A 22,541-nucleotide genomic window follows, 5' to 3' on the forward strand; every position below is an offset into this window, starting at 1 on the left:
GCCTCCGCCTCGCGCAGGGTGTCGGCGCAGGGGGGAGATTGGCTCGCGCTTTGAGCCGATGGTTGGTTCGCAGGTGAATGCACGTGACCACTTCGCTTATCCCGGTCTCCGCTTACGAGTGCATCAGTATACACCATTCGCGCTCCTAACGGGAGGCCCGGTTCGGCCTCGCGGTTCACGATCCGACGTCAGACGAGACTCGTTCGAGCGGCGCCTCGCATCAGTCGGAATCGGAGCGCTCATCGACTGTCCGTTCGAGTTCTCGTCCGACCGCCGGGACGGCCGGGCCACGGCGCCCTTCGACCGCGATGCGCGGACGAAGTGTCTCATAGCGCACATGCTCTCGTGCCGCATGATGAACGAAGGCCTGCGCGAGTACACTGGCCGCACTCGTCCCGACTCTCGTGAGGGCGCTCAGTGGCGCCAAATCAATCATGATCGGGAAGACGGCGGAAGGGGATGACCCATGACAGATGAGATCGAGTTGATCTGCGACGGGGAGGGGCTTGCGGTGCTCGGCGATCCGACTGCCGTGAAGCGCTTTCTCGACTCGGAGGGACTGCGGACTCAATCCCAGGAGTTCCACCTGGAGCGACTCGGACCCGCATTGGAAACCGGATCGAAGATCGCAGAATTTGTTTCCGATATCTCCGCGAATACGGGACGATACGTGAGACTGACGAAAGAGTCGGCCGAAGACGTCAGACGATTCGGACTCATGCCGACGAGCGTCAGGGGCATCAGCCACGCGATGATCGGAGAACCGGGCTCGATCAGCAAGTGGATTCAGATCGAGGACGGTCCCGCTTCACTCCTCATGAACCCCGCGGTCCTCTCCGGAGTCGCCGGGATCATGGCTCAGATCGCACGGCAGCAGGAGGTGAAGGCGCTCAAGGAGCTTCTCGTATCCATTGACGGCAAGCTCGACGACTTACGACGCGGGCAGAGGGACCGAATCCTCGCCAAGATGGACCGCGCCGTCTCCGTCATCAGTGAGGCCATGATCATTCGAGAGTGCGGAGGCGATCGGGAGACGGCCTGGAGGAAGGTGGAGAATGAAGTCGGCACGATCGCCGAGGTTCAGGCGAATGCGCTTCGCAAAATTGAGGCGCTCGCAGATAAGGTCGGCGATGTCGACGACGGGACCGGAGTCCGCTCCCTGAAGAAGACCACCAATGAGATCGAGTCCGAAGTCGGCGTGTGGTTGGCGGTCCTCGCACAGTGCTTCCGACTCGAGAACGAGCGCGCCATCCTGGAGCTGGACCACGTCCTCGCCACCAATACACGGCACTGGGACGGCCACCGGATCGGCCTGAACGAGGCGCTGCACGAGAAGCGCGACGAGGCCGTCAGAAGGACGACGGACCTCCTGGAGCGCCTCGACAGGGCCGGCGCCGTCGCAAGGAGCAACATCATACTGCACGCTCCCGCGGCGCATTCGGTGATCGACTCGGTCAACGCCGTCAACGGGTCGTTGGAGGAGTTTCATGCGTTGCTCGGTGGCGAATCCCATTGGAAGGAGCTGGCGCGCATCCGCTGGAAGGACGCGATCCACGATCCGAATCAGTTGCGGAGGGCGGGTAAGGAAACTGTTAAGACTGTCGCGACAAAGGGGGCGGCTGTAGTTGCAGTTGTAGTTGTAGTTGCAGGCTTTTTATATACGGCTGCTAGTGCAGGAGGCGAGAGCAACGATTCGGAGAATTCATCCGGCGACGATCCCGAGGATTCGACGGACGGCGACTCGGAAGAGTCGTGGGACGACGAGTAGTCGTCCCACAGGCCTCCGCTTTTCTGGGCTGTTCGGAGCCTGAGCCGCCCGCCGCCACGCGGGCTCCGCGGCAGGCGGCCCGACCGTCCCGGCGCGCCGCTCCCAGCGCCGTCGCGACCGCGACGGTCGGCGGCGAGGCCCTCTGCGACGTGCACCTGTTCTGGCACGACGACGTCATCACCGGCGTGTGCACCTGCCCTCGCTTCTCCGACCGCGGCTTCTGCGAGCACATGGTCGCGGTCGGCCTGGCCGTCCTCGACGACGTCCGGGACGGCGCCGTCGTCCCCGCCCCGCCGTCCGGGGCCTTCGCCGCACCGCCCGCCCCGGCCGACCCCGGCCCCGCGCCCCGGGGCGGCCGGGCGCGCACGGCGACCCCCGACCCGGGCGCCGTCAAGGGCCTCGGGGCCGAGCTCCTGCGGAGCGCCCGCTCCCTCACCGTCGTCCGGCGCTTCCTCCGCCCCGGCGAGGCCGCCCGCTACGCGCGCAGCATCGAGAGGTTCCTCGACGGCCTGGAGCCCTTCCCAGCCGACCGCGGGGGACCTGACGGCGCGGCCCCGGCCCTCCTGCACATCGCGACCCGCCTGCGCGCGCAGCTCGAAACCCGCATCGACGATTCGGGCGGAAACGTCACCCGCGCCTGCCAGCGCGCCATCGACCTGTACGCCCGGGCCTGTCGCGAGGGCCGGCCCAACGGCGTCAGGCTCGGCCGCCGACTCGCGAAGTTCCGGCTCGCCTCACCCGGCTGGCCCGACGTCGCCCTGAACGACTTCCTCCCCGCCCTGGGGGGCAAGGGGGTGGCGGCGTACCGCCGCGCCGTCGACGCCGCTGCGGAGCAGGCGGAGGCGCAGGGCGATCGCCCCGGTTTCGAGCTGGGATCCATGCTCCTCGAACTGGCCGACCTCGACGGCGACGTCGATCGCGCCGTCGAGCTGCTCTCCCGGGGGGAGCACCCCCGGTACGCGGCCATTATCGAGCGGCTTGTCGCGGCCGGGCGGCGCGACGAGGCCTTGGCCCGCCTCGATCGGGCCGTCGCCGAGTCTCGGATCGACGCCCCCGGCCCCGACCCGTGGCGGGATGCCGACAACCCCTACTGGGTCCGCCCCGGTCGCGCCCTCGACCTCTACCTGGAAGCCGGGCGGAGCGGGGACGCCCTCGATCTCGCCCGCGATCTGTTCCACTCCGACCCCGGACCGGCGAGCCTCGACTTCCTCCTGGCCACCGCCGAGCGGCTCGGACGCCGCGAGGAGGAGCTGGACTCCGCCCTGACCTGGGTCGACGGCCGGGACTGGCGCACCGGGGACACGCCCATCGTCCTCGCCCTGCACCTGGGCGACGTCGACCGAGCCTGGGCGGCGGCGGACCGATGGGGCGTCGATCTCGCCTGGATGAGCCTCGCCGACGTCCAGCCCCAGCCCCGCCCCGACGACGCCATCGAGCTGTACCGCCGCGATATCGAAAGGGCCCTCCTCAAGGCCGGCCGGCCCTCGACCCGGCGGGCGGCGGCCGGGGCCGTGCGCATGCGCCTGATCGCCGCCGCCGCGGATGCGCGCGACGGCGGCGGGCGCGTGGAGGCCTTCACCGCCTGGGTCGGCGGCCTGCGGGAGGCCCACCGCCGCCGCCCGACCGTGGGCCAGGAGTTCGACCGCGAGGGGCTGTAGGCCCTCGGCGGGCCCCGGGAGGGAGGCCTCCCCGCCCGCCGTCGCGGGGCACTGCTATCATCGGACCGCCCGCGGGCCCGCCGGTCCACCCATTACAGGGCCGGAACGTTTCAGGGCGCCCTGTCTCAACCTGATTAGGAGAGTATTCATGACCAGTGCCCTCCCTCCGAGTTATCGGCCCGGCTCCAAAGATTCCTCAACTGACGTCATTCCCGCCGGCACTCGGGCCGCTCAGGGGGCTGCGCCCGGTCCGATCGGGCCGGGGGACGGCGTCCCGACGACGAGCGCGCCCATGGGCGACATGCCCACCTACCCGATGATGCCCGCGGGCGAGATCCACCCCCGGGGCGTCCTGCTCGACGGCGACTACGCAATAATCCTGGAGAAGGTGGTGGGCAGGGTTTATCTCGCCTTCGCGACGCGGGACATGAGCATCAATGGCATCGACGTTCGCAACCAGGAGCCCGTGGTCATCAAGGCCACCGAGCACGATGCGGCGCAGAGCGCCCGGGCCGAGGCCTATGTGATCCAGCACGCCGGTCAGAGCCCGTACCTCCCGAGGTTCGTGGAGCTGAGGGAGAAGGACGGCAAGGACTGGCTCGTCACCCGTCACATCGCCGGCACGCCGTTGAGCGACATCATCAGAATGAGCGGACCCAATGGCATGGATCCCGTGCGGGCCGCCAGACTCGCGATGGACGTTCTGCAGGCGCTCAAGCTCCTCCACGGATCTTCGTCCGCCAGCTTCATCCACCGGGACGTCAAGCCCGACAACATCATCGTCACCACGGAGACCAATGGCTGGGAGCACGCGGTCCTCATCGACCTCGAGACCGCCATAGATCCGACCAGGACTTTTGGTGAAAGTATAGCGTACACGCTGCCGTGGGCCTCCCCCGAGCACCTGAACACCAAGTTCCTGCGGCAGTCGTCGGATATCTTCTCCGTCGGGGTGTGCCTGTACCAGATGGTGACCGGACGGCTGCCCTTCGGCGACCGGGGGTCCATCGAGAACAAGACGATGTCGGATTTCCTGCGCGACCGCGCCGACAACGGCATCACCCACCGGCTCAACGCCGTCATCCGCAGGTCCCTCAGCATCGATCAGAGGGGCCGCTACCAGTCGGCGGATGAGATGCTGGCGGCTCTCGAAGGGGTTCTGAACGCGGGGGCTCCGAATAACGGCGGCGGACCCGGTGGCGAATGTCCGGGCATTCCTCCTCGCCCGGAGCCTCCCGTCGACCCCGAGGCGACGGAGATGGCGGCCGTCTTGAAGCACGTCTGTCACCAGTACACCGCGAAGAAACGCTTCGAGGCCGTCACCGCCGGTATCCGCCTGCGCTGCCGCAGCGAGGTCTTCACCGCTTTCAACGCCTCCAGGCCCCTCACGTTCTTCTCCCGATGCGGTGGACGCAAACTATTCAACATCTGGCGGCAGAATCAGTTGAACGCGATCGCGCCCTTCGATCTCTTCGACGAGGAGAAGCGGATGCTCACCGAGAACTCCGACCTGATGCCCCTCGCCATCCGCGCAGCAGGTCTGATCCGGAGCACGAGGGCCGGCACAGCGGCGCGGGTCAGGTCCCTGAACATCCTGCTCCTCGGAGTCCTCGCGCTCTCCCTGGCAGTCGTCGTCGGCGCCGTTCTCTTCATCTTCGCAAACCTGCTCTGAAAGTTCGTATGACCGCTCATGGAGGCACACATGCCGCTCGAATGCCCTCTCTGCGCCAGCAGGAGACCGTTTCTGCGCGTTGAAAGATTCAAGAACTCGGATGGCAGGATCGGCGTTCGCGCCTACCAGGACACCGGCGGAATCGCGGCCTGGAGGGCGAACGGGTTCGAATCGATCCCCTCCGACGCCGGGGCGCAGGTGGTCGAAGCCTACACGGTCTGCCGCAACGGGCACGTCGCCCTCGACGACCCCGGAGTCGGCGCCGCCCATAAGGTCTGCACGCTCGGATCGGTCGGATCCGGCAAGTCGCAGCTCCTGCACCGGCTGCTCCAGCTGGATCCCCCGATCTGGGACCAGGCGCCCCAGAACGACCGCGAACCGGTCGGGGTCTTCGTCTCCCACAAGCCACTTCCCTACGGGGCCTCCCCGATTGACAACCCGGATGAGGTCGTCGCCACCGCGGCCGCCAACTCCGAGCCCCTGCGGACCGCGCTGCTCAACCTGTTCCGAATGGAGCTGAGGCTCCGGGAGGTGCGCCGACGCAATCCCCTCACCGGTGACAGGGAGACCGTCCTCGTCGGCACCCTCGTGGACGAGATCCTCCTCCGGTACTTCGAGAGCGAGTACGCGGACGACCTGGAATACGCCCAGGAACTGGCCGACGACTGGGGCACGAACCTGCGGGCGCCGTATCTTTACCCCATCACCCTTACCACTGGCGGGACCTCCCTCACCAAGCACCTGGCCATCGTCGATCTGCCGGGCGAGGCCACCCGGGAGTGGACCACCCCGACGAACAACCCGTACGTGAACTCCGACGACGATCTCAGTCAGCTGGAGGACTCTGCGACCATCCTGGCGATCGTGGATCCTGTTCTGGCGGACTGGTGCTTCAACAGACTCGACGGCGGCACCCGCAGTCTCGCCCTGCGCCCCATCTCCGACGAGACGACGACGACGCGCGAGACGATGCGCGCCGAATCCAGCGCCATCACCAGGAAGCTCCTTCAGGACATCAGCCACGAGGTCCAGGACGCCGACAACGCCTCTCTCACCGTTATCGCGATCTCCAAGTGCGATGCGATCCGTTACGCCCTCGAGCACGCCTCAAAGGACGCCCCCCGCGGACAGTACGACATCGGTCGCTGGAACGATCTCATCCCCAAGGAGCAGGTGGGCCCCTTCGTCCGCTCCGCCAAGAACGCGCTGAGTCGGATGAGCGGCCGGGTGGAGGCCTCCCAGCCGATAGCGAGCGCTCAGGTCAGGGAATTCTTCGACAAGTTCCGCATGGCCCCGGGCATGCAGATTCACGCCACCGCCTCCCTCCTGGCCGACCTGTCAGACCCCTGGAAGTTCTGGAACCTGGTCATGACGGGGGAGGAGTTCAACCTCGCGGTGAACATGTTCACGCTCCCGGGCGGCGCGGTGACGCATACGGTCTCCTTGAATGATCCCAGTAATCTCAAGCCCCATTCCTTCGCCGTCGAATCCGCGGCATCATCCTGGAACCGCGGCGTCTCCGGGGAGAGGATCCAGATGCAGGACGTCGCCGCGTGCGCACTGGCCAGCGCCCTGCTGGCCACCATCATCTCCGAGAACACGGTGGCCCAGCTGAACGCGAGCGCGCGTCCGACTTACGCGCTGACAGCCGCCCGCTACCGAATCGCCGAGGACGGCGGCGAGCACACCTCCGACGGCGCTCAGGCGGGTTGCTTCCAGGCCCTTCGGCACATCATCTCTCCGGCCCTGGGGGTGTGATCGTGGGAAGCGCCATGAGCGACGACGCGAGGGACGGCTCGACCCGCAGGGCTCCCGCCGCGCATCCTCCCGCGGGCCTCGGACGGGCGGCGGCCAGGAGGCCGGGGGCCCCGGGGCCGGCGGCGTCATCGGGCTGGGTCCTCCAGACCGAGCGCGACGCCTCGGAGATCGGCGGCGGCTTCCGGAAGGACGCGTTCCTCTCATCGGATGCCGTGACGCCGGGCGAGCAGCAGGTGATCGACAAGTACCACAGGCACCTGAGACAGCTGAGCATGTCACTGCACGGGCGATCCGACCCGTTGCACTCGGTCACCGTCTTCCACGACGGCCCCGCATCCCGGTGGGTGGCGGGGCTCTCCGGCTCCGGCAGCGTCTACGGCTCCGCCGGCGCCATCCAGATGGCGCTCGCGCCCCGGGGCATGACGCTGCGGGAGGTTCTCGCCCGGACCTCACTGGCGCTGTCCTCATCGCCGTTCCTGAGCATCGACGCGCTCACGGGGGGCAGGCCGGCGCCGCCGCCGGCGCCGTCGGCGGCCGAGCGGGAACGGGTCGCACGGGCGCTCGGCGCCGCCGCGCACATGAATTCGGGCCGCATTCTCGCCCTCGTGGACGTTCCGGGCGCGGACCCGATGACGGCCCTGCGATGGATGGCGCAGACCGTCCCCGAGAGACTCTGCCAGACCGCCTGGTGGTCGACGGCGCTCCTCATCAACAACCCCTCGTCCAGTCGTCGCATCATCGCAACGCCGTGGTCGCCGGCTCTCGCGCAGCGGCACCCGAGGGAGAAGGCGCTGGTCGACGACAGCGTTCGCGCGGCGACCCCGCCAACCGATGCGGCCGAGCAGGGGCTGCTGCAGTGGTACGCGGACCTGGTTCTCGGCGCCGGTGGCGGGGGCGCCGCGATCCGGGACGGCGCCGAAACGGCGTTCCTGAAGGCCTGCGACGCGGGAACCGCGCCCGCCCAATGGGATGCGCTGGCACCGGTGTGGCTGGCGAGCATCGATCGGGTCAGGCCGCTCAGTGATGACGAGATCGCCCGAGTGCTCGGCGGCGAGGACGACGGGCCCCTTCTGCGGCGCTGGACCGATGAGTGCGCCGAGCGCGCGCTGAAGAAGTGGGAGGACGCTGTTCCCGCACTGATCGGGCACGCGGAGCCGGCGGTGTCATCATCGGCGCTTCGTGCGCTGACGGGCTCTCAGACGGGATTCATGCGCCTGTGCCAGTGGCAGGCCGAGGAGATCGGCCGGGCCGCGCTGTCGACCGGCCCGCCCGCCGGCGCCGAAACCGGGTACGGCGCCGCCCCCGGGGACGCCGCGGGCATCGAGGCCCCCCGGGCGCTTCTCGCGCTGCAGGACAAACCCGTGCTGGTTCGCGAGGTGCTGAAGCGACTGCGGGCCTCCACGAGGGCGGCGCCGGACGCGTGGGCGCCGCGGGCCGAGTCCTGGATCAGGAGTCTGGGTCTCAGGCCGCGCGATTTCGACGCCCATCTGCCGTTGACGGCGGACCGGGCGGTGGAGCGCTTCGTCGCCGCGCCGCACGATCTCTCCCCCGTCATGACGATGGTGAGCAGGTCGACCTCCCGGGAGGCCGCACTGGATGTGATGCTGCGCGCATTGCGGCAGGCCCCGTTCCAGCAGGGGGCGCTCCTGTCCGCGCTGTACAAGGATCCGCCGCGACGCGACCTGAACTGGCGCGTCCTGCTGAACCGGCTCATTCCGAAGGACACGCGCCTGGCGGACGTGCCCGGTGAACTCGACGCGCTGAACGAGTCCATGCCGGACGGCTCGGACGAGTTGCGCCGCGAGATCGTCAAGGAGCTTCTGGAAAGACGCGGAATGCTGGCGCGGGCCGCAGACGATCGGACCGGCGCGGGCAAGGACGCCGCCATCGCCCTGCTGGCCTTCTGCATCGATGCGCACCACCGGGTCTCCGGTCCCCCCGGGGGAACGGGAGCCGGCGCCGGCCGCGCCCCGGAATGGACCGGGGTGCAGAAGAAGTGGTTGGCGATCGCGATCGCGATCGCGATCGCGGTTGCGGTCGCCGTCATCGCCTTTCTCGTCTGGATGCACTGAGGGGGCGCGGGGGAATGGGGCCGCAACCGGCCAACAACGTTCTGGTCGCCGGATTGCGCGATGAGCTCGCGGGGGCGCGCGCATACTTCCCGTCGGCGGGGGAGCTGATCGTCAAGGGAGGACTGTACATCAGCGCAGACCGGGCGGAGCATATGAGGTCAAGAATCGCCCCGCTGGTGCGCCGGCTCAACAGCGACGAGGCCCGGGCGGCTATCGGGGAGGCGCGGCAGCTCGCCGCCCTGGGCGAGTGCTTCGTGTACCTTCACTGGGTTCTGCAGGCCGTCGGCGCTCAGAGCGCCGTCTTCCGCGGCTACGCCCACCACTATCTCACCAGTGCGATCTCCCTGCTCGAGGATCGGACGGACGACGGCCCCCGCGACGCGGCGAAGGGGCGGGCGCAGGCGTGGCAGGCGGATATCGAGTTCCTGCGCTCCCTCCTGAACACGTACCTCGACATGCCCGTGCACCTCATCACCGAAACGGCGTACCCGGCGCCCTCCCGTCCGACCGCGCCTCCTGCACCGGAATCACTGCCGTTGACGCCGCAGCCGGAGGGGCCCTCGGCGCCGCGAGCGGGGGAGGGGGCTCCCTCCGGGGCGGGGCCCGAGATCCTCCAACGCCTCCGGGGCCCCGGCGCCGACGCGCCGGGCCCCGTCGGCGGGACCCCGAATCCCCCGGTCGGGAGGCCGACGAGCAGAGCCGCGCGCCTGTTTCGCAGAATTAGAGGGCAGCTTTGAAGACGTAGGGGCCGGCGCCCCCGCCCGGACCGCAGCCGGCGTCCCGTGCGGGCGCGGCGCGGCCGGCGGGCCTGAGAGGGTCCGCCGGCCGCAGTGCGCCCGCACGGGACGCCCAGGCCGCCTCAGTCCCGGGCCCGCAGCACCGTGGCGACGCTCGCACCGCGCCCCGCCCACGCCGAGACGACGACGGCCGCGCAGGTGGTGCCGAGCGTCAGCGCCCCGGTGACGCCGAACTCGGCCCAGGGCAGGCGCCCGGGAACGTCGGCCCAGGCGGTGCCCGAGGTCGGCGCGTACAGCGCGGTGCTCAGCGCGCACACCACGATCCCGAGCAGGCAGGCGACGACGGCGTGCAGCGCGCCCTCGAGCACCTGCGCGGCGCGCACCTGCATCGTCGGCGCCCCGGCCGCGGCCAGCAGGGCGGCGTCGCGCCGCCTGCGCCCGGCGCTCATGGCGATGACGGCGACCCCGCCGATCCAGGCCGTGGCCAGGGCCGGGCCGAACACCGCCAGGAAGCTGTCCGTGTTGATCCTGCCCACGCCCATGCGCGCGCCGCCCAGTGCGACGGCCACGAGGCCGAAGGCGACCAGGAAGGGCAGGACCGTCGCCGTCGAGCGCCGCGACTCCAGCATCGCGGTGCGGGTGGCGACGAGCCAGGCGGGCCCCGGCACCGGCAGGTGCGCCAGCGCGCGCAGCACGACGGGCACCAGCCAGGCGGTCAGGACGCACACGAGCACGAGCGCGCCCAGCGCCCCCAGCGGGGCGGCCTCGGCCGCCTGCTCGCTTCCGGCGCCGCCCTGGTGGATGTTGACGGCGGCGGCGATGACGCCCGCCGCCAGGCCGACCGCCACGGCCAGCCGCCCCAGGACGCCCAGGGTGCGGCCCAGACGTGAGCGGCCGCGCTCCTCGGTGCCGCGCAGCAGGTCGGTCTCGGTGGCGCGGGCGGCGCGGCGGGCGGGGCCCCAGCCGCCCAGGAGCACGGAGCCGGCGACCACGAGGGCGGTCCAGGCCAGGTCCGCCGGCTCCCAGCGCGCGACCGTGCCCGGCATCGCCACGTCCTGGTCGATGAGCAGCGGCATCATGAGCGCGCTGACGGGCCTGCCCGCAAGGCTGCCGACGAGGGAGCCCAGCGCCGCGACGACGACGAGCTGGCCCAGCAGCAGCGCGCGCAGGCTGCCGGGCCGCATGCCCAGGGCCCGCCACAGCCCGTGGTCGCGGCGCCGCTGGGTCAGGGCCAGCCCCGCCGTCGAGACCAGGACGGCCGCCGCGGCCAGGACGATGAGGGCGATGATGAAGCCGGACATGAGCCGCGCGGCGTGGAGCATGTCGGTGGACCGGGGCACGCCCTGCGGCGTCACGCCGGTGGCCTTCGCGGCCGAGTCGAGCGCGCCGTGCAGGATCCTGAGCTGGCCGGACACGCAGGCCCCGGCCACAAGGGTGATCACGCAGGTCCACGCCCACGTGCCGGCGTGGCGGCGCAAGTCGGCGAGCAGCAGACGCAGCATCAGCGCCCACCTCCGGCCCGTGCGCTCAGCACGGCGTCGGACACGGCGGCCGGGTCCCCGCCGGGCAGCTGTCCGACGATGCGCCCGGCGTCCATGACCAGGACCCGCCCGGCGCGGGCGGCGGCCGTGGCGTCATGGGTGACCATGAGCACGGCGGCGCCCCTGTCGGCCAGCTCGGCGAGCCAGGCGAGCACCGCCGCCGCCGCGGCCAGGTCCAGGGCCGCGGTGGGCTCATCGGCGAAGACGACGGCGGGCCGCGAGGCCAGCACGCGGGCGATGGCCACGCGCTGGCGCTCGCCCCCGCTGAGCTCGTGGGGCAGCTGCGAGGCCTGGTCGAACAGACCGACGCGATCCAGGGCCTCGTTCACCTGTGCGCGGCTGAGGGGACGGTGCCGCAGCCGCCCGGGCAGGGCGACGTTCTCGCGCGCCGACAGGGCGGTGACGAGGTTGTCCTCCTGGAAGACGAAGCCGATGTGCTCGGCGCGCAGGCGGGCGGCGGCGCGCGGGCTGAGCCCCGTGGTCCGCCGGCCGAGCACGCTCACGGTGCCGCGGGTGGGGCGGTCCAGGCCGGCCAGGCACGCCAGGAGCGTCGACTTGCCGCAGCCCGAGGCCCCCACGAGGGCGGTGAAGGAGCCGGCCTCCAGGGTCAGGCTCACCGATCTGACGGCCACCACTCCCTCCCGGCTCCGCCCGGGCAGCGGATAGACTCGGCCGAGGTCCTGGCACTGGAGGGCCGGGACGCCGGCCCCCCGGCCGGCGGGCGCCGCCGGCCGGGGCAGGGTCGTGGGGTGGGTCGGGGGAGCCTGTCCGCTCCCGGGTGCCGCGGAGCGGCTCATCGGTGTGTTCATGTCCTCCAGGTAACCGCCGCCGCCCCCGCCGGGTCACGGGCGCCGGCCCCCGACTTGCACGGCGGCGAAGGCCACCGCCCGGCGGTGACGAAGGCCACCGGCGAGTGGTGCCGGCACCACTCGCCGCCCGGGGCCTGGCACCCGTGCGAGGCGACCCCGTCTGCCGTAACGTCCAAGGCCATGCCACACGCCTCCCCGGCCACCGGGCCGCACCGCCGCCCGCGCGGCGTCGTCATCCTCGTCGAGCTCGCGCACGCACTCACCTTCATCCCGCTGCTGATGCTGGGGATCTTCCTCCTCCCGCTCCTGCCGGTCACCGCGCCGCTGGCCGCCGAGCTCGAGCGCGCCTGCGCCCGGCTCGCGGGCGCCCGGGCGCCCTCCTCCAGGCCGCCGGGGCAGGGGCCCTGGTCGTGGCTGATGACCCGCGCGCGGCAGCCGGGCTGCTGGACGCGCGACCTTCCTCTCATGCTCGTGGGGGGCGCCCTGTGCGCCCCGAGCCTGCTCGTCGCCGTCGGCGGCGGCGCCCTGTCCGCCATCCTCTGCGCCCTGCCCTCGCGGCTGTCCGCCCAGGCTCCGCTCAAGCTCCACCTGCTCGCCTGGTCCGCGGACGTCAGCTCCGCCGGGCAGGGGTGGTGGCTCGTACCGCTGGGCGCCGCCTGCCTGGCGGCCGCCTGCGGCCTGCTCCACGCCCTGGGGCGCCTGCGCGCCCGCCTCACCCAGGCGCTGACCGACTCCTCGCAGGAGGAGCGCGTGGCCACCCTCACCGCCGAGGTCGGGCACCTCACCGCCGGGCGCGCCACCCTCGTGGACGCCTTCGACGCCGAGCGCACCCGCATCGAGCGGGACCTGCACGACGGCGCCCAGCAGGAGCTCGTCGCCCTCACCATGGGCCTGGGCATGGCCCGGGTGCGCGCGCTCGCGGACGAGGGCGAGACCGGGGCCGGGCGCCAGGCCCTGCTCGCCGACCTCGACACCGCCCAGGACCGGGCCGAGGCCGCTCTGCGCTCCCTGCGCGAGACCGTCCACGGCATCCGCCCCGCCGTCCTGACCGAGCGGGGCCTGGCCGCGGCCCTGCGCGACCTGGCCGGCCGCGCGCCCCTGCCCACCACCATGAGCATCGCCGACGAGGAGCACCTGGCCGCCCTGACCTCGCCGGTGGCCACCGCCGTCTACTTCGCCGTGAGCGAGGCCCTGACGAACGCCGCCCGGCACGCCGGGGACGGCGCCACCGCCACCGTGCAGCTCGACGCGGACTCCCAGGGCCTGAGCGCCGTCGTCACCGACGACGGGTGCGGCGGCGCCGACCCCTCGGCCGGCGGCTCCACCGGGCTGGCCGGCATGGCCCAGCGCCTGGAGTCCGTCGGCGGCCGCCTCACCATCGACTCCGCCCCCGGGGCGGGCACGCGCCTGACGATCACCGCCCCGCTCACCCCGCCCTGGGCCGAGGGCGCCGCCCCGGCCGCCGCAACCGCCCCGGCCGCCACCGCTCACCCCGCCCGCTGAGGTGGGGCAGGATGGCCCCATGAGGATCGTGCTCGCCGACGACACCGCCCTGCTGCGCGAGGGGCTCGCCGGGCTGCTGGCCGCCGCCGGCCACGAGGTCGTCGCCCGGGTCTCCGACGCCGACGCCCTGCGCGCCGAGGTCACCCGCCTGGCCCGGGCGGGGAGCCCGCCCGACGTCGTCGTCACCGACGTGCGCATGCCGCCCACCGGCACCGACGACGGGCTGCGCGCCGCCGTGGACCTGCGCGCGGCCCACCCGGGGCTGCCGGTCGTCGTCCTGTCCGCCTACGTCGTCGGCCCCTACCTGCGCGACCTGCTCGGCTCGGCCGCCGCGCCCGACGGAAGCGCCGGGGCGGTGGGCTACCTGCTCAAGGAGCGGGTCGGGCGCGTGGAGGACTTCCTGCGCAGCCTCGACGTCGTGGCCGCCGGGGGAGTCGTCGTCGATCCCGAGGTGCTGGCCAGGCTCATGGGCGCGCCCGCCCGCACGCCCGCGCAGGTCGACGCCGAGCGGGTCGCGCGCCTGACCGAGCGCGAGCGCGAGGTCCTGGCGCTCATGGCCGAGGGCCTGTCGAACGCGCAGATCGCCGGGCGCCTGGTCCTGTCCGACGGCGCCGTCGCCAAGCACGTCGCCAATATCCTGGCCAAGCTCGACCTGCCGCCCGGGGAGGTCAACCGTCGCGTCAGGGCGGTCCTGACCTGGCTGCGCACCACCGCGTGAGCGGCCCGGTCCCCACCCCGCAGTCCTCCGCCGGCCGGCGCCCGCGTGCCCGCCCGGTCCCCGCCTGACCCCGCCGCCCGCTGGCGATCACACGCCGGCCCGCTCGGGTCCCTTCCCTGTCGAGATGTGCATTTTGCACTCGAGAGGTGCATTTTGCCTCCGAGAATGACGGTTGGAACTGCACTTTCGAGTGCGAAGTGCACGTCTCGGCGTCGGGGGGGGCGCCCGGGGAGGCCTGCGCCGCGGCCCGCGGGCCCCGTTCGCTCGCCGCAGCGCCCGTCGTGGTCGCCGGCCGGGCCGCGACGCCCCCTGGCGAACGTTCCCGCGGGCCCTCGGCGGCGCTGTTTGTCCAAATCTGTTGCAAAGGCCCCCATCGGGCCGGGACGCGCGAGAAGAATCGTTGATATTCCGCGGTTCTGCTCCCGGTCGATCCGGTCGCAGAGCGCCTTTGCAACAGATTTGGACAACCGCCCGCCCCGGACCGTCCCACGAGCCCCACCCGCACCACCGCGATCGCGCCCCCCGCCCGCACGATGAGCGAGGGACCCATCGGTGAGGAACTCCGCGGCACCACCGCGCCACGCGCCGGGGGACTCGCCCGGCGGGCCCGCGTCTGCTGCGCCCTTTGTCCTCTACTGCGCTCCTTCACCCTCCGATGTACGAGAAGAAGGGGCGCAGCAGACGGAAAGGGGCGTAGCGGACGGCGCGGAGCGACCCCCGCGCCGCCGCCGGACCTCGTCGGCGATCGTCCGCACCGCCTCGTCGGGCCCGGCGGCGCTCGTGTCGATGACGAGGCGGTCGCGCCCCCACGGCTCGTAGTGCCGTTCGACGACCTGCCGCCAGGACGGGTTGCGCAGGCCGTCGATGTCGGGCGTGCGCGCCTGAAGGCGCGCACGGTGCTCGGCGGCGTCGGAGCAGACCAGCTCGACCTCGACGATGCGCGCGCCGCGGCGGGATGCGGCCGCACGCCAGGCGTCGCGGGTGATCGGCAGTGGGTTGACGCACTCGGCGACGACGTCGAGCCCCAGGGCGAGCTGATCGGCCGCCAGGTCGTAGCCGACGGCGTACCCCTCCCCGCCCGTGACCAGTTCGGCGCGGCCCTGGGCGCGCAGGATGGCCGTCTCGATCGTGTCGATGCGCAGGTAGGCGGCCCTCAGCTCCCGCGCGAGGGGGCGGGCGAGGGTCGTCTTGCCCGTGGCGGGCAGGCCTGCGATGACGACGAGCACGGGCGCATCCATGCGGCCAACGCTACCGCCCCCGCCCGCCGGGGCGCCGGGCTGCCGCCGCCCTCCGCGCCCCGGCCGCCCACACCCTCAGGCGGACAGGGCCACGACCCACCGCGCGGCGGTCTCCAGGCGGTAGGGTCCCTTGTCGGCCGGCGCCCGCACCACCTGGTGGTCCTGCTCGATCACCAGGCGGGCGCCGAACCGGTCCACGAGCACGGTCCCCACCGCGTCCACGGCCATGAGGTCCTCGTCGCGGTGCCCGCCCACGCCGCCCAGGCGCACGAGGGCGGGGGAGTCGAGCAGGACGGGGCGGGCCTCGTCCTCGCTGACGCGCCGGGCGCTGCCGGTCACCATGGTCCGGCCCGCCGCCATGGCCTCGATGAGGGCCGGCGCGCTGCACTCCTCGGCGGCGATCCAGGTCGTGGGCATCCCCGGGCGCAGGGGGGTGGAGCGGTTGTGGAAGTCGCCGCCGCCCAGGACCACGACGGCGCCGGGCAGCATCGCCGCCCAGGCCAGGATCGAGGTGTCCGCGAGGTTGCGGTACCAGGTGCCGTGGAAGAGCTCGGCGCCGGGGGGCATGCGCTCCAGGGGGTGCAGCCACGCGCAGTCGTCGGCGACGGGGTGGTTGATGGACATGAAGCCGCCGCGGCGCTCGACCTGCTCCACCCAGGTGTCGGCCTCGTCGCGGAAGTCGATGACGCCGATCTCGCCCCACGCGTTGGCGTGGCCGCGGTGGGTGGTCATCTCCTGCCCGGGGATCAGGGTGATGCCGTGGCGGCGCGAGACGGAGGCGAGGTGGGGGTGGTGGCTGGTCGTGTTGTGGTCGGTGCAGCCCAGGTAGTCCAGCCCGGACCTGACGCCCTCGTTGGCCAGCTCCCACAGCGACAGCTCCCCGTCGGAGTGCAGGCAGTGGTTGTGGGGGTCGCCCGCGTACCAGGTCAGTCCCCGGGGGGCGGGCAGACCCCGGTCGGATCCGCGCAGGAGGCGCTGGACGGGGGCCTGGCGCGGGCCGTGGTCCGGGCGCTCCCGGGCGGGGCAGACCACGGTGATGGTCACGTCCACGCCCTCGGCGCTCACCTGGTGCAGGCCCAGGAGCACCGCCCAGTCCCCGGCCCCCAGGCCCGGGCGGTAGCCGGGGGTGGCGTCGTCGCGCTCGACGACGTAGGAGGTCCTGGCCCCTCCGGACCAGCCGCGCAGGCCGTCGGGGCCCAGCAGGCCCAGGTCGATGCACGCCCTCCCGTCCGCGCGGTCCACCTCCATGCTCACCCCGATGGACTGGGCGTCGGGCGGGACCTCGAAGGGGAAGGCGGGGTAGCGGTTCGCGGCCTGGTCGGCCAGGGTGAGGCGCGCCCTCGTGCGCCGCAGGATGGTCATCGTCGCTCCTCCTCGTCCGGTGCGCCCGCCGCGGGCCGGCGCAGGGTGATGATCGCCGAGGCCGGGGCCGTCAGGGACCAGGGGTCGACCCCGGCCTCCAGGAGGGCCCCGGTCAGGTCCGTGCGGTCCCACCGCCCCCGCATCCGGGCCCGCAGCGGCTCGGCGTGGTGATGGTAGTTGACGAAGCGGGCCTCGACGACGCCGTCGTCCAGGTGGCGCAGCGACTCCAGGGCGACGCGCCCGCAGGTGGTCACCACGGGGCCCACCGGCGCCGCGCCGGTCGCGCCGGGGCGGGCGGCGCCGGGCACCAGGACGGGCTCGTAGCGGAACAGGTCCGAGTGGCGCACGATCTGCGAGTCGTCCCACTGGGGGCACGACAGGTCGACGGCCAGGTCGGTGTCGACGCGCACGCCCAGGTACTGGGCGCCGGGCACGGAGATCTGCGCGCCCGCGGGCTCGTCGCGCAGCGGGTGCACGTTGACGCTCATGAGGTCGACGGCGCGCACCAGCGTGATGGCGATCTCGTCGGGCCGCCCCGCGCCGCCCGCCCCGCGCTCCCGCCCGCCCTCCGGGTCCGCACCGGGCGCGGCGCTCGGGGCCGGCGGGGTGAGGATCTCGTACTCCGTGAGCCGGTCGGTGTGCACCGCCACCCCGCCGGCGTGGACGAAGCGGGTGGCCGGGTAGGTCGGCAGGGGGTACTCGCCCCACCCGGCCTCGCCGGTGCGCCCGCGGCGGGTCGTCCCGTACTGCCCGCCCGCCACCGAGCCGTCCAGGTCCCGGCCCAGGGTGGGCACGTGGAGCCTGAGCCGGTGGTTGCCGACCCCGTTGACCAGGGAGGTGCGCACGCGCACGAAGCGCTCGCCCTCGCGGATCTCCAGGCGCGTGTCGACCACCTGCCCGTGCGGGGGGCCGCTGCGGGCCGAGCGGTCGTCGCTCAGGCCCCGGGGCAGGCGGTAGGTGCGCCGGATGAGGATGCGCGCCCGCAGCGGGCCGCGCTCGAGGACCTCCACCCGGGTGTCGGCCGGGGCGCGGACCGCGCCCCCGTCCACGGGGGCGAAGTTGTAGGAGTCGCCCCGGTCGCCCTCGTCGACCAGGGCCAGGGCCCGGTCGATGACGCGGCCGTTGAGCAGGTCCTCGATGCGCACCAGGCCGTCGTCGTCGACGTCGACGCGCACCAGGTCGTTGGAGGCGCTGCGCCCGCGCACGCGCACCGGGTGGTCGACGCCGCCCCCGCCGGCCCCCAGGGCCGCCGCCGCGGTGCCCTGCGCCCATCCGGCGACCAGCACCCGGCACGAGGGGGGCATCACGGTGAGCACGCGCCAGGGCCGGTCGTCGCCCGCCGCCGCCAGGCGCCGGTCGAGCTCGGCGGTGAACTCGTCGAGGTCGAAGTCCCCCCCGCCGCGGCGGGCGACTTCGAAGACGAGCTCGGCGGGGGCGGGGAAGGACCAGCCGCGGATGCGTCCGCCGAACAGCTCCTGGCCGTGGATCCGGCGCAGGATCCGGCGCACGTTCCCGGCGGGCACGGTCTCGTCGCCGATGACGGTGGGCAGCTCCTCGATGAGCTGGACCCCCTCGGGCAGCGCCCCGGGGGCGCCGTCGAGCACGGTCTCGCCCTGGACGCGGCGCGCCCACCCCGACTGGTTGAAGGCCACGAGCTCGCCGCGCCGTCCCGCCCCGGCCAGGGCCGGCAGGGCGACGTCGACGGCGCCGGCGGCCGTGTGGGCGGCCATGTGCAGGCGCGTTTCGACCTGCTCCGCCGTGGCGTCGGCGCCGCAGCCGGTCACCGAGTCGTGCGCCGAGGACTCCACGACCAGCCGCCAGCCCCGCTCCAGCAGCGCCGTGCGGGAGGGGCCCCCGACGGCGGCGTCGAGGCGCTCGGCGGTGGTCAGGGCGCGCTCGGCGCGCGCCATGGCCGCCTTGAGGTTGGTCCTGACGGACAGGACCCCGGGCAGGATGTTGCCCAGCGCGTGGGAGCGCATCTCGCCCACGACCAGGGGCAGGTCGTCCAGGTCCTGCGGGTCGTGGGTGCGCGAGGCCACGACCCGGCCCAGGGTGGCCACCGTCATGGTCGTCTCGGGGCGGCGGGCGTTGTGGGCCCGCACCGCGTCGAGCAGGTCCGGGCGCGGGTCCATGTGGTCGGTGCCGTACATGCCCGCCGGGGGCCGCCCGTCGAAGCGGTCGGCGTTGTCCCGCAGGTAGTCCGCCACGAGCCGGTCGAGCTTGCCGGGGGGGTCGAACAGCTTCAGGGCGGACCCGTAGCCGTCCCACAGGTACTCCACGCGCACCTGGGAGCCGTCCGGGGCGCGCCAGCGGAAGGCGTCGCGGTCCACCCCGGCGGGCACGCCGCGCCACAGGGCGGCGTCGGCCAGGCCGAACCCGCGCAGCACCTGCGGCATCTGGGCGGCGTGGCCGAACATGTCGGGCAGGTAGCCCACCCGCATCTCCCCGCCCATGGCCCGGCAGGACCTGATGCCCAGCTCGAGGTTGCGCACCGTGGTCTCCCCGTCGCAGCAGAACTCGTCCAGGAGGATCAGGAAGGGGCCGATGGCCAGCTGGCCGCGGTCCACCGCGGCGCGCAGCCGCTCGCGGTTGTGCGGGCGGATGGCCAGGTAGTCCTCGAAGGCGGCCGCCTGCCCGTCGAGGGTGAAGCGGTAGGCGCCCTCGCGCTCGAGCAGGTCCAGCAGGCCGTCGATCATGCGCACCAGCCGCGCGCGGAACACGTCGTGGGGCTCGTACCACTCCCGGTCCCAGTGGGTGTGGGGGATGATCCACATGGCGGTGGGGGCGGGGGCGTTCTCGGGCGTCGCGCTCATCGGCGCCCACCCCCCACGAGCTCGCCGGTCTGGGCGTCGAACACCAGGGTCTTGGCCCGGGGGAAGGCGAACCGGCACCGCCGGCCCGGTTCGGGCAGGGGGTCCTCGCCGACGACGGCCTGCAGCCGCCCGCCCTCGCAGCGCATGGTCAGCAGGTTCTGGGCCCCGAGGTTCTCCACCGTGTGCACCCGCCCACTCACGGCGCCGGGCCCGTCGTCGGCGCCGTCGTCGGACCAGCGGACGTACTCGGGGCGCACGCCCCACCTCACCCTGGTCCCCTCGGCCGGCTCGCGCCTCATGTCCCGGGGCAGGGCGATGCGCGCGCCCAGCGATTCGATCGCCCCGCCGCGGATGACGCCGTCGTTGAGGTTCATGGGGTGCGAGCCGATGAAGGAGGCGACGAACTCGTTGGCGGGGCCGTGGAAGACCTCCCCCGGCGTGCCGACCTGCTGGATCCTGCCCCGCCTCATGACGGCGATGCGGTCCGCCAGCGCGAGGGCCTCCGCCTGGTCGTGGGTGACGAACACCGAGGTGACGCCCAGGTCGCGCTGGAGCTCCTTGAGGAAGGTGCGCGCCTCCAGTCGCAGTCGGGCGTCCAGGTTGGACAGGGGCTCGTCGAGCAGGAGCACGTCGGGCCTGGTGGCGATGGCCCGGGCCAGGGCGACGCGCTGCTGCTGCCCGCCGGACAGCTGGGCGGGCCGGCGCTCGAGCAGCTCGGCCAGGGAGAGGCGCTTCGCCGTGTCGGCGGCGGCCCGGCGGCGCTGGGCCCTGGCGACCCTGCGTATGCGCAGCGGGTAGGCGATGTTGTCCGACACGTCCATGTGGGGGAAGAGGGCGTAGTCCTGGAAGACCATGGCCACGCCGCGCCGCCCGGGCTCGACGTCGGTCATGTCGGCCCCGCCGATGCGCAGGGTCCCCTCGGTGATGGTCTCCAGGCCGGCGATGGATCTGAGCAGGGTCGTCTTGCCGCATCCCGAGGGGCCCAGCAGGGCGAAGAACTCGCCGTCGTCGATGGACAGGTCCACCCCGTCCACGCCGCGCACCCCGTTGGGGTACTGCTTCACGAGGCCCTCCATGACGATCGTGGCTGTCATGACTTGATACCTCCATAGAAGCGGAAGCCGAACTTCCTGTTGACGACGAAGTAGATGGCCAGCACGGGCAGGGCGAAGACGAGGGCGAACACGGAGATCAGCCGCAGATCGGCCTGCCCGGACTCGGTGTAGAAGGTGTACATGAGCACGGCCGCGGGCTGGCCGGCCGGGTCGCGCAGCAGCAGGTAGGGGACCAGGAAGTTGCCCCAGACCTGCACGACGGACCAGATCGCCACGAAGGCGATCCCGGGGCGGGCCACGGGGATGACGACGTCGGCCAGGATCCGGCCCGGGCCCGCCCCGTACAGGCGGGCGGACTCCTCGTAGGACCTGGGGACCGAGTCCATGAAGTCCTTGAGGATGAACACGACCGTGGGCAGCAGGCCCCCGGCCAGCACCAGGATCACCCCGGTGCGGGTGTTGATCAGGCCGATGAGGTTCATCAGCTGGAAGGTGGGCACCATGGCCGCGGTGCCCGTGACGATGGAGGACAGCAGGAGCATGGCGTACAGCAGGGCGTCGCGCCCGGGGATGCGCACGCGCGACAGCGCGTAGGAGGCCAGCGTGCCCAGGGCGACGACCACCGCCATGGCGCCCAGGGCGATGAGCAGGGAGTTGAGGATCGACCCCAGGGCGTAGGGGTTGTCCATCAGGCGCCGGAAGTTCGACGCCGTCCACTGCGGCCACTTCACCGCCATGGTCGGGTTCGCGTCGAAGGGGGCGACCAGCAGCCAGGCCAGGGGCAGGGCGAACAGGGCCCCGATCAGGCCCAGGGCGACCGCGAAGACGATGCGTCCGGCCACCCTGCGGAAGGACGCGGCCAGGGCGGTGCGGCTCCGGCCGGGCGCGGGCGTGGTGGTGGTGCTCATCGCCGGCTCCTTCCGACTCTCATGTAGGCCAGGGCGATGACCAGGTTGATCACGAGCATGAGCACCGACAGGGCCGCCCCGCGCCCGAGCTGCCCGCCGGGGATGGCCGTCTTGTAGATGTACACCGACATGATCTCGGTGCGCCGCCCCGGCCCCCCGGCGGTGAGCAGGTAGGGGGTGAAGGTGTTGAAGGTCCACAGCGTGATCATGAGGGTGTTGGTCAGGATGTGGCCCCTGATGGTGGGCAGGACGACGTCGCGCAGCTGCTGCCACCCCGACGCCCCGGCCATGCGCGCGCTCTCCAGCTGGGAGGGCGGCACCGCCGATAGGGCGGAGGAGAACAGCTGCATGGAGAAGGCCGTGCCGCACCAGATGTTGAAGATGACGATGACGGCCAGGGGGTGCTCGATGAGCCAGGCCCGCCCCGGCGTGTGCGCCAGCGCGTTGAGCGTGCCCCCGCGCCGGTCGAGCAGGGCGATCCACAGGAAGGAGACGACGGAGCCGGGGATGACCCAGGCGGCGAGCACCACCGACTCCAGGGCGGTGCGCGCCCACCCGCCCAGGCGCCGGGTCGACCAGGCCAGGGCGAAGCCCGTGACGCTCTGGCCCACGACCCCGGACAGGGCGACGAACAGCACCGTCACGCGCAGGGAGTTCCAGAAGGAGGGGTCGCGCAGGGTCCTCAGGTAGTTGTCGGCCCCCACGAAGTCGGTGGCGGAGGCGGCCAGGCCGGTCAGCCTGTAGTCGGTCAGCCCCAGGTAGATCGTCCACACCGCCGGGAACAGCAGGAACAGGGCGATCACGATCAGGGCCGGGGCCACGAACAGCGCCGCCCGCGCCCCGCCCAGGCCGGCGACGTCCTCGGCGCGCCCCCCCGGGCGTCGCGCCCGGGGGGAGGACTGCGTTGCAGTTGCAGCGGGCACCGCGGA

At 72.7% G+C, this 22,541-nt stretch carries 16 protein-coding genes; 8 read left to right on the forward strand and 8 right to left on the reverse strand.

Translation table 11 applies throughout. The annotated features are described in order from the left end of the window. Positions 1–466: 466 nt before the first annotated feature. From G446_RS15095 to G446_RS0100650, 6 genes are all read left to right on the forward strand, one after another. Positions 467–1,768, forward strand: coding sequence for a hypothetical protein (locus G446_RS15095; RefSeq protein ID WP_051285505.1), 1,302 nt, complete (start codon positions 467–469; stop codon positions 1,766–1,768). 149 nt (positions 1,769–1,917) lie between these two features. After that, on the forward strand, positions 1,918–3,426 hold the full coding sequence (locus G446_RS0100630) for a DUF6880 family protein (protein WP_026408661.1): 1,509 nt from the start codon (positions 1,918–1,920) through the stop codon (positions 3,424–3,426). A gap of 292 nt (positions 3,427–3,718) precedes the next feature. Continuing rightward, the gene (locus G446_RS0100635) at positions 3,719–5,098 is read left to right on the forward strand and encodes a serine/threonine protein kinase (RefSeq protein WP_026408662.1); all 1,380 of its coding nucleotides are present in this window, start codon (positions 3,719–3,721) and stop codon (positions 5,096–5,098) included. A 30-nt stretch (positions 5,099–5,128) separates the two neighbouring features. Beyond that, positions 5,129–6,856 (forward strand): hypothetical protein, encoded by a 1,728-nt coding sequence (locus G446_RS0100640; protein ID WP_156916455.1) that lies wholly within the window; start codon positions 5,129–5,131, stop codon positions 6,854–6,856. 14 nt (positions 6,857–6,870) lie between these two features. Next, on the forward strand, positions 6,871–8,928 hold the full coding sequence (locus tag G446_RS0100645) for a hypothetical protein (protein ID WP_156916456.1): 2,058 nt from the start codon (positions 6,871–6,873) through the stop codon (positions 8,926–8,928). A 14-nt stretch (positions 8,929–8,942) separates the two neighbouring features. Beyond that, complete coding sequence (locus G446_RS0100650) at positions 8,943–9,665, forward strand: hypothetical protein (protein WP_026408665.1); 723 nt, start codon at positions 8,943–8,945, stop codon at positions 9,663–9,665. A gap of 122 nt (positions 9,666–9,787) precedes the next feature. Here G446_RS0100650 and G446_RS0100655 read toward each other — a convergent pair whose 3' ends face one another. After that, complete coding sequence (locus G446_RS0100655) at positions 9,788–11,167, reverse strand: FtsX-like permease family protein (RefSeq protein WP_026408666.1); 1,380 nt, start codon at positions 11,165–11,167, stop codon at positions 9,788–9,790. Beyond that, positions 11,167–11,838, reverse strand: a complete 672-nt coding sequence (locus tag G446_RS0100660) for an ABC transporter ATP-binding protein (RefSeq protein ID WP_245574512.1) — start codon at positions 11,836–11,838, stop codon at positions 11,167–11,169. The genes G446_RS0100655 and G446_RS0100660 overlap by 1 nt, the downstream gene beginning before the upstream one ends. Positions 11,839–12,195: 357 nt before the next feature. Between G446_RS0100660 and G446_RS15100 the strand changes: the two genes are divergently transcribed. After that, the gene (locus G446_RS15100) at positions 12,196–13,518 is read left to right on the forward strand and encodes a sensor histidine kinase (RefSeq protein ID WP_051285506.1); all 1,323 of its coding nucleotides are present in this window, start codon (positions 12,196–12,198) and stop codon (positions 13,516–13,518) included. A gap of 19 nt (positions 13,519–13,537) precedes the next feature. Further along, complete coding sequence (locus G446_RS0100670) at positions 13,538–14,236, forward strand: response regulator transcription factor (RefSeq protein ID WP_026408668.1); 699 nt, start codon at positions 13,538–13,540, stop codon at positions 14,234–14,236. 632 nt (positions 14,237–14,868) lie between these two features. On the opposite strand, the gene G446_RS15105 is transcribed toward G446_RS0100670, so the two are convergent. The 6 genes from G446_RS15105 to G446_RS0100700 form a co-directional block, all read right to left on the reverse strand. Continuing rightward, positions 14,869–15,474: a P-loop nucleotide/nucleoside kinase family protein gene (locus G446_RS15105; protein ID WP_211228211.1), complete on the reverse strand. Its 606-nt coding sequence runs from the start codon at positions 15,472–15,474 to the stop codon at positions 14,869–14,871. 75 nt (positions 15,475–15,549) lie between these two features. Beyond that, on the reverse strand, positions 15,550–16,836 hold the full coding sequence (locus G446_RS15110; protein WP_034468528.1) for a CehA/McbA family metallohydrolase: 1,287 nt from the start codon (positions 16,834–16,836) through the stop codon (positions 15,550–15,552). Then, complete coding sequence (locus G446_RS15115; protein ID WP_084778781.1) at positions 16,833–19,649, reverse strand: glycoside hydrolase family 38 N-terminal domain-containing protein; 2,817 nt, start codon at positions 19,647–19,649, stop codon at positions 16,833–16,835. The genes G446_RS15110 and G446_RS15115 overlap by 4 nt, the downstream gene beginning before the upstream one ends. Continuing rightward, positions 19,646–20,743 (reverse strand): ABC transporter ATP-binding protein, encoded by a 1,098-nt coding sequence (locus tag G446_RS0100690; protein WP_026408669.1) that lies wholly within the window; start codon positions 20,741–20,743, stop codon positions 19,646–19,648. The genes G446_RS15115 and G446_RS0100690 overlap by 4 nt, the downstream gene beginning before the upstream one ends. Further along, positions 20,740–21,612: a carbohydrate ABC transporter permease gene (locus tag G446_RS0100695; protein WP_051285508.1), complete on the reverse strand. Its 873-nt coding sequence runs from the start codon at positions 21,610–21,612 to the stop codon at positions 20,740–20,742. The genes G446_RS0100690 and G446_RS0100695 overlap by 4 nt, the downstream gene beginning before the upstream one ends. Beyond that, positions 21,609–22,535 (reverse strand): carbohydrate ABC transporter permease, encoded by a 927-nt coding sequence (locus G446_RS0100700; RefSeq protein WP_026408671.1) that lies wholly within the window; start codon positions 22,533–22,535, stop codon positions 21,609–21,611. Before G446_RS0100700 ends, G446_RS0100695 begins: the two co-directional genes overlap by 4 nt. Positions 22,536–22,541 lie beyond the last annotated feature (6 nt).

The sequence above is a fragment of the Actinomyces dentalis DSM 19115 genome (genome assembly GCF_000429225.1).
GTDB lineage: Bacteria > Actinomycetota > Actinomycetes > Actinomycetales > Actinomycetaceae > Actinomyces > Actinomyces dentalis.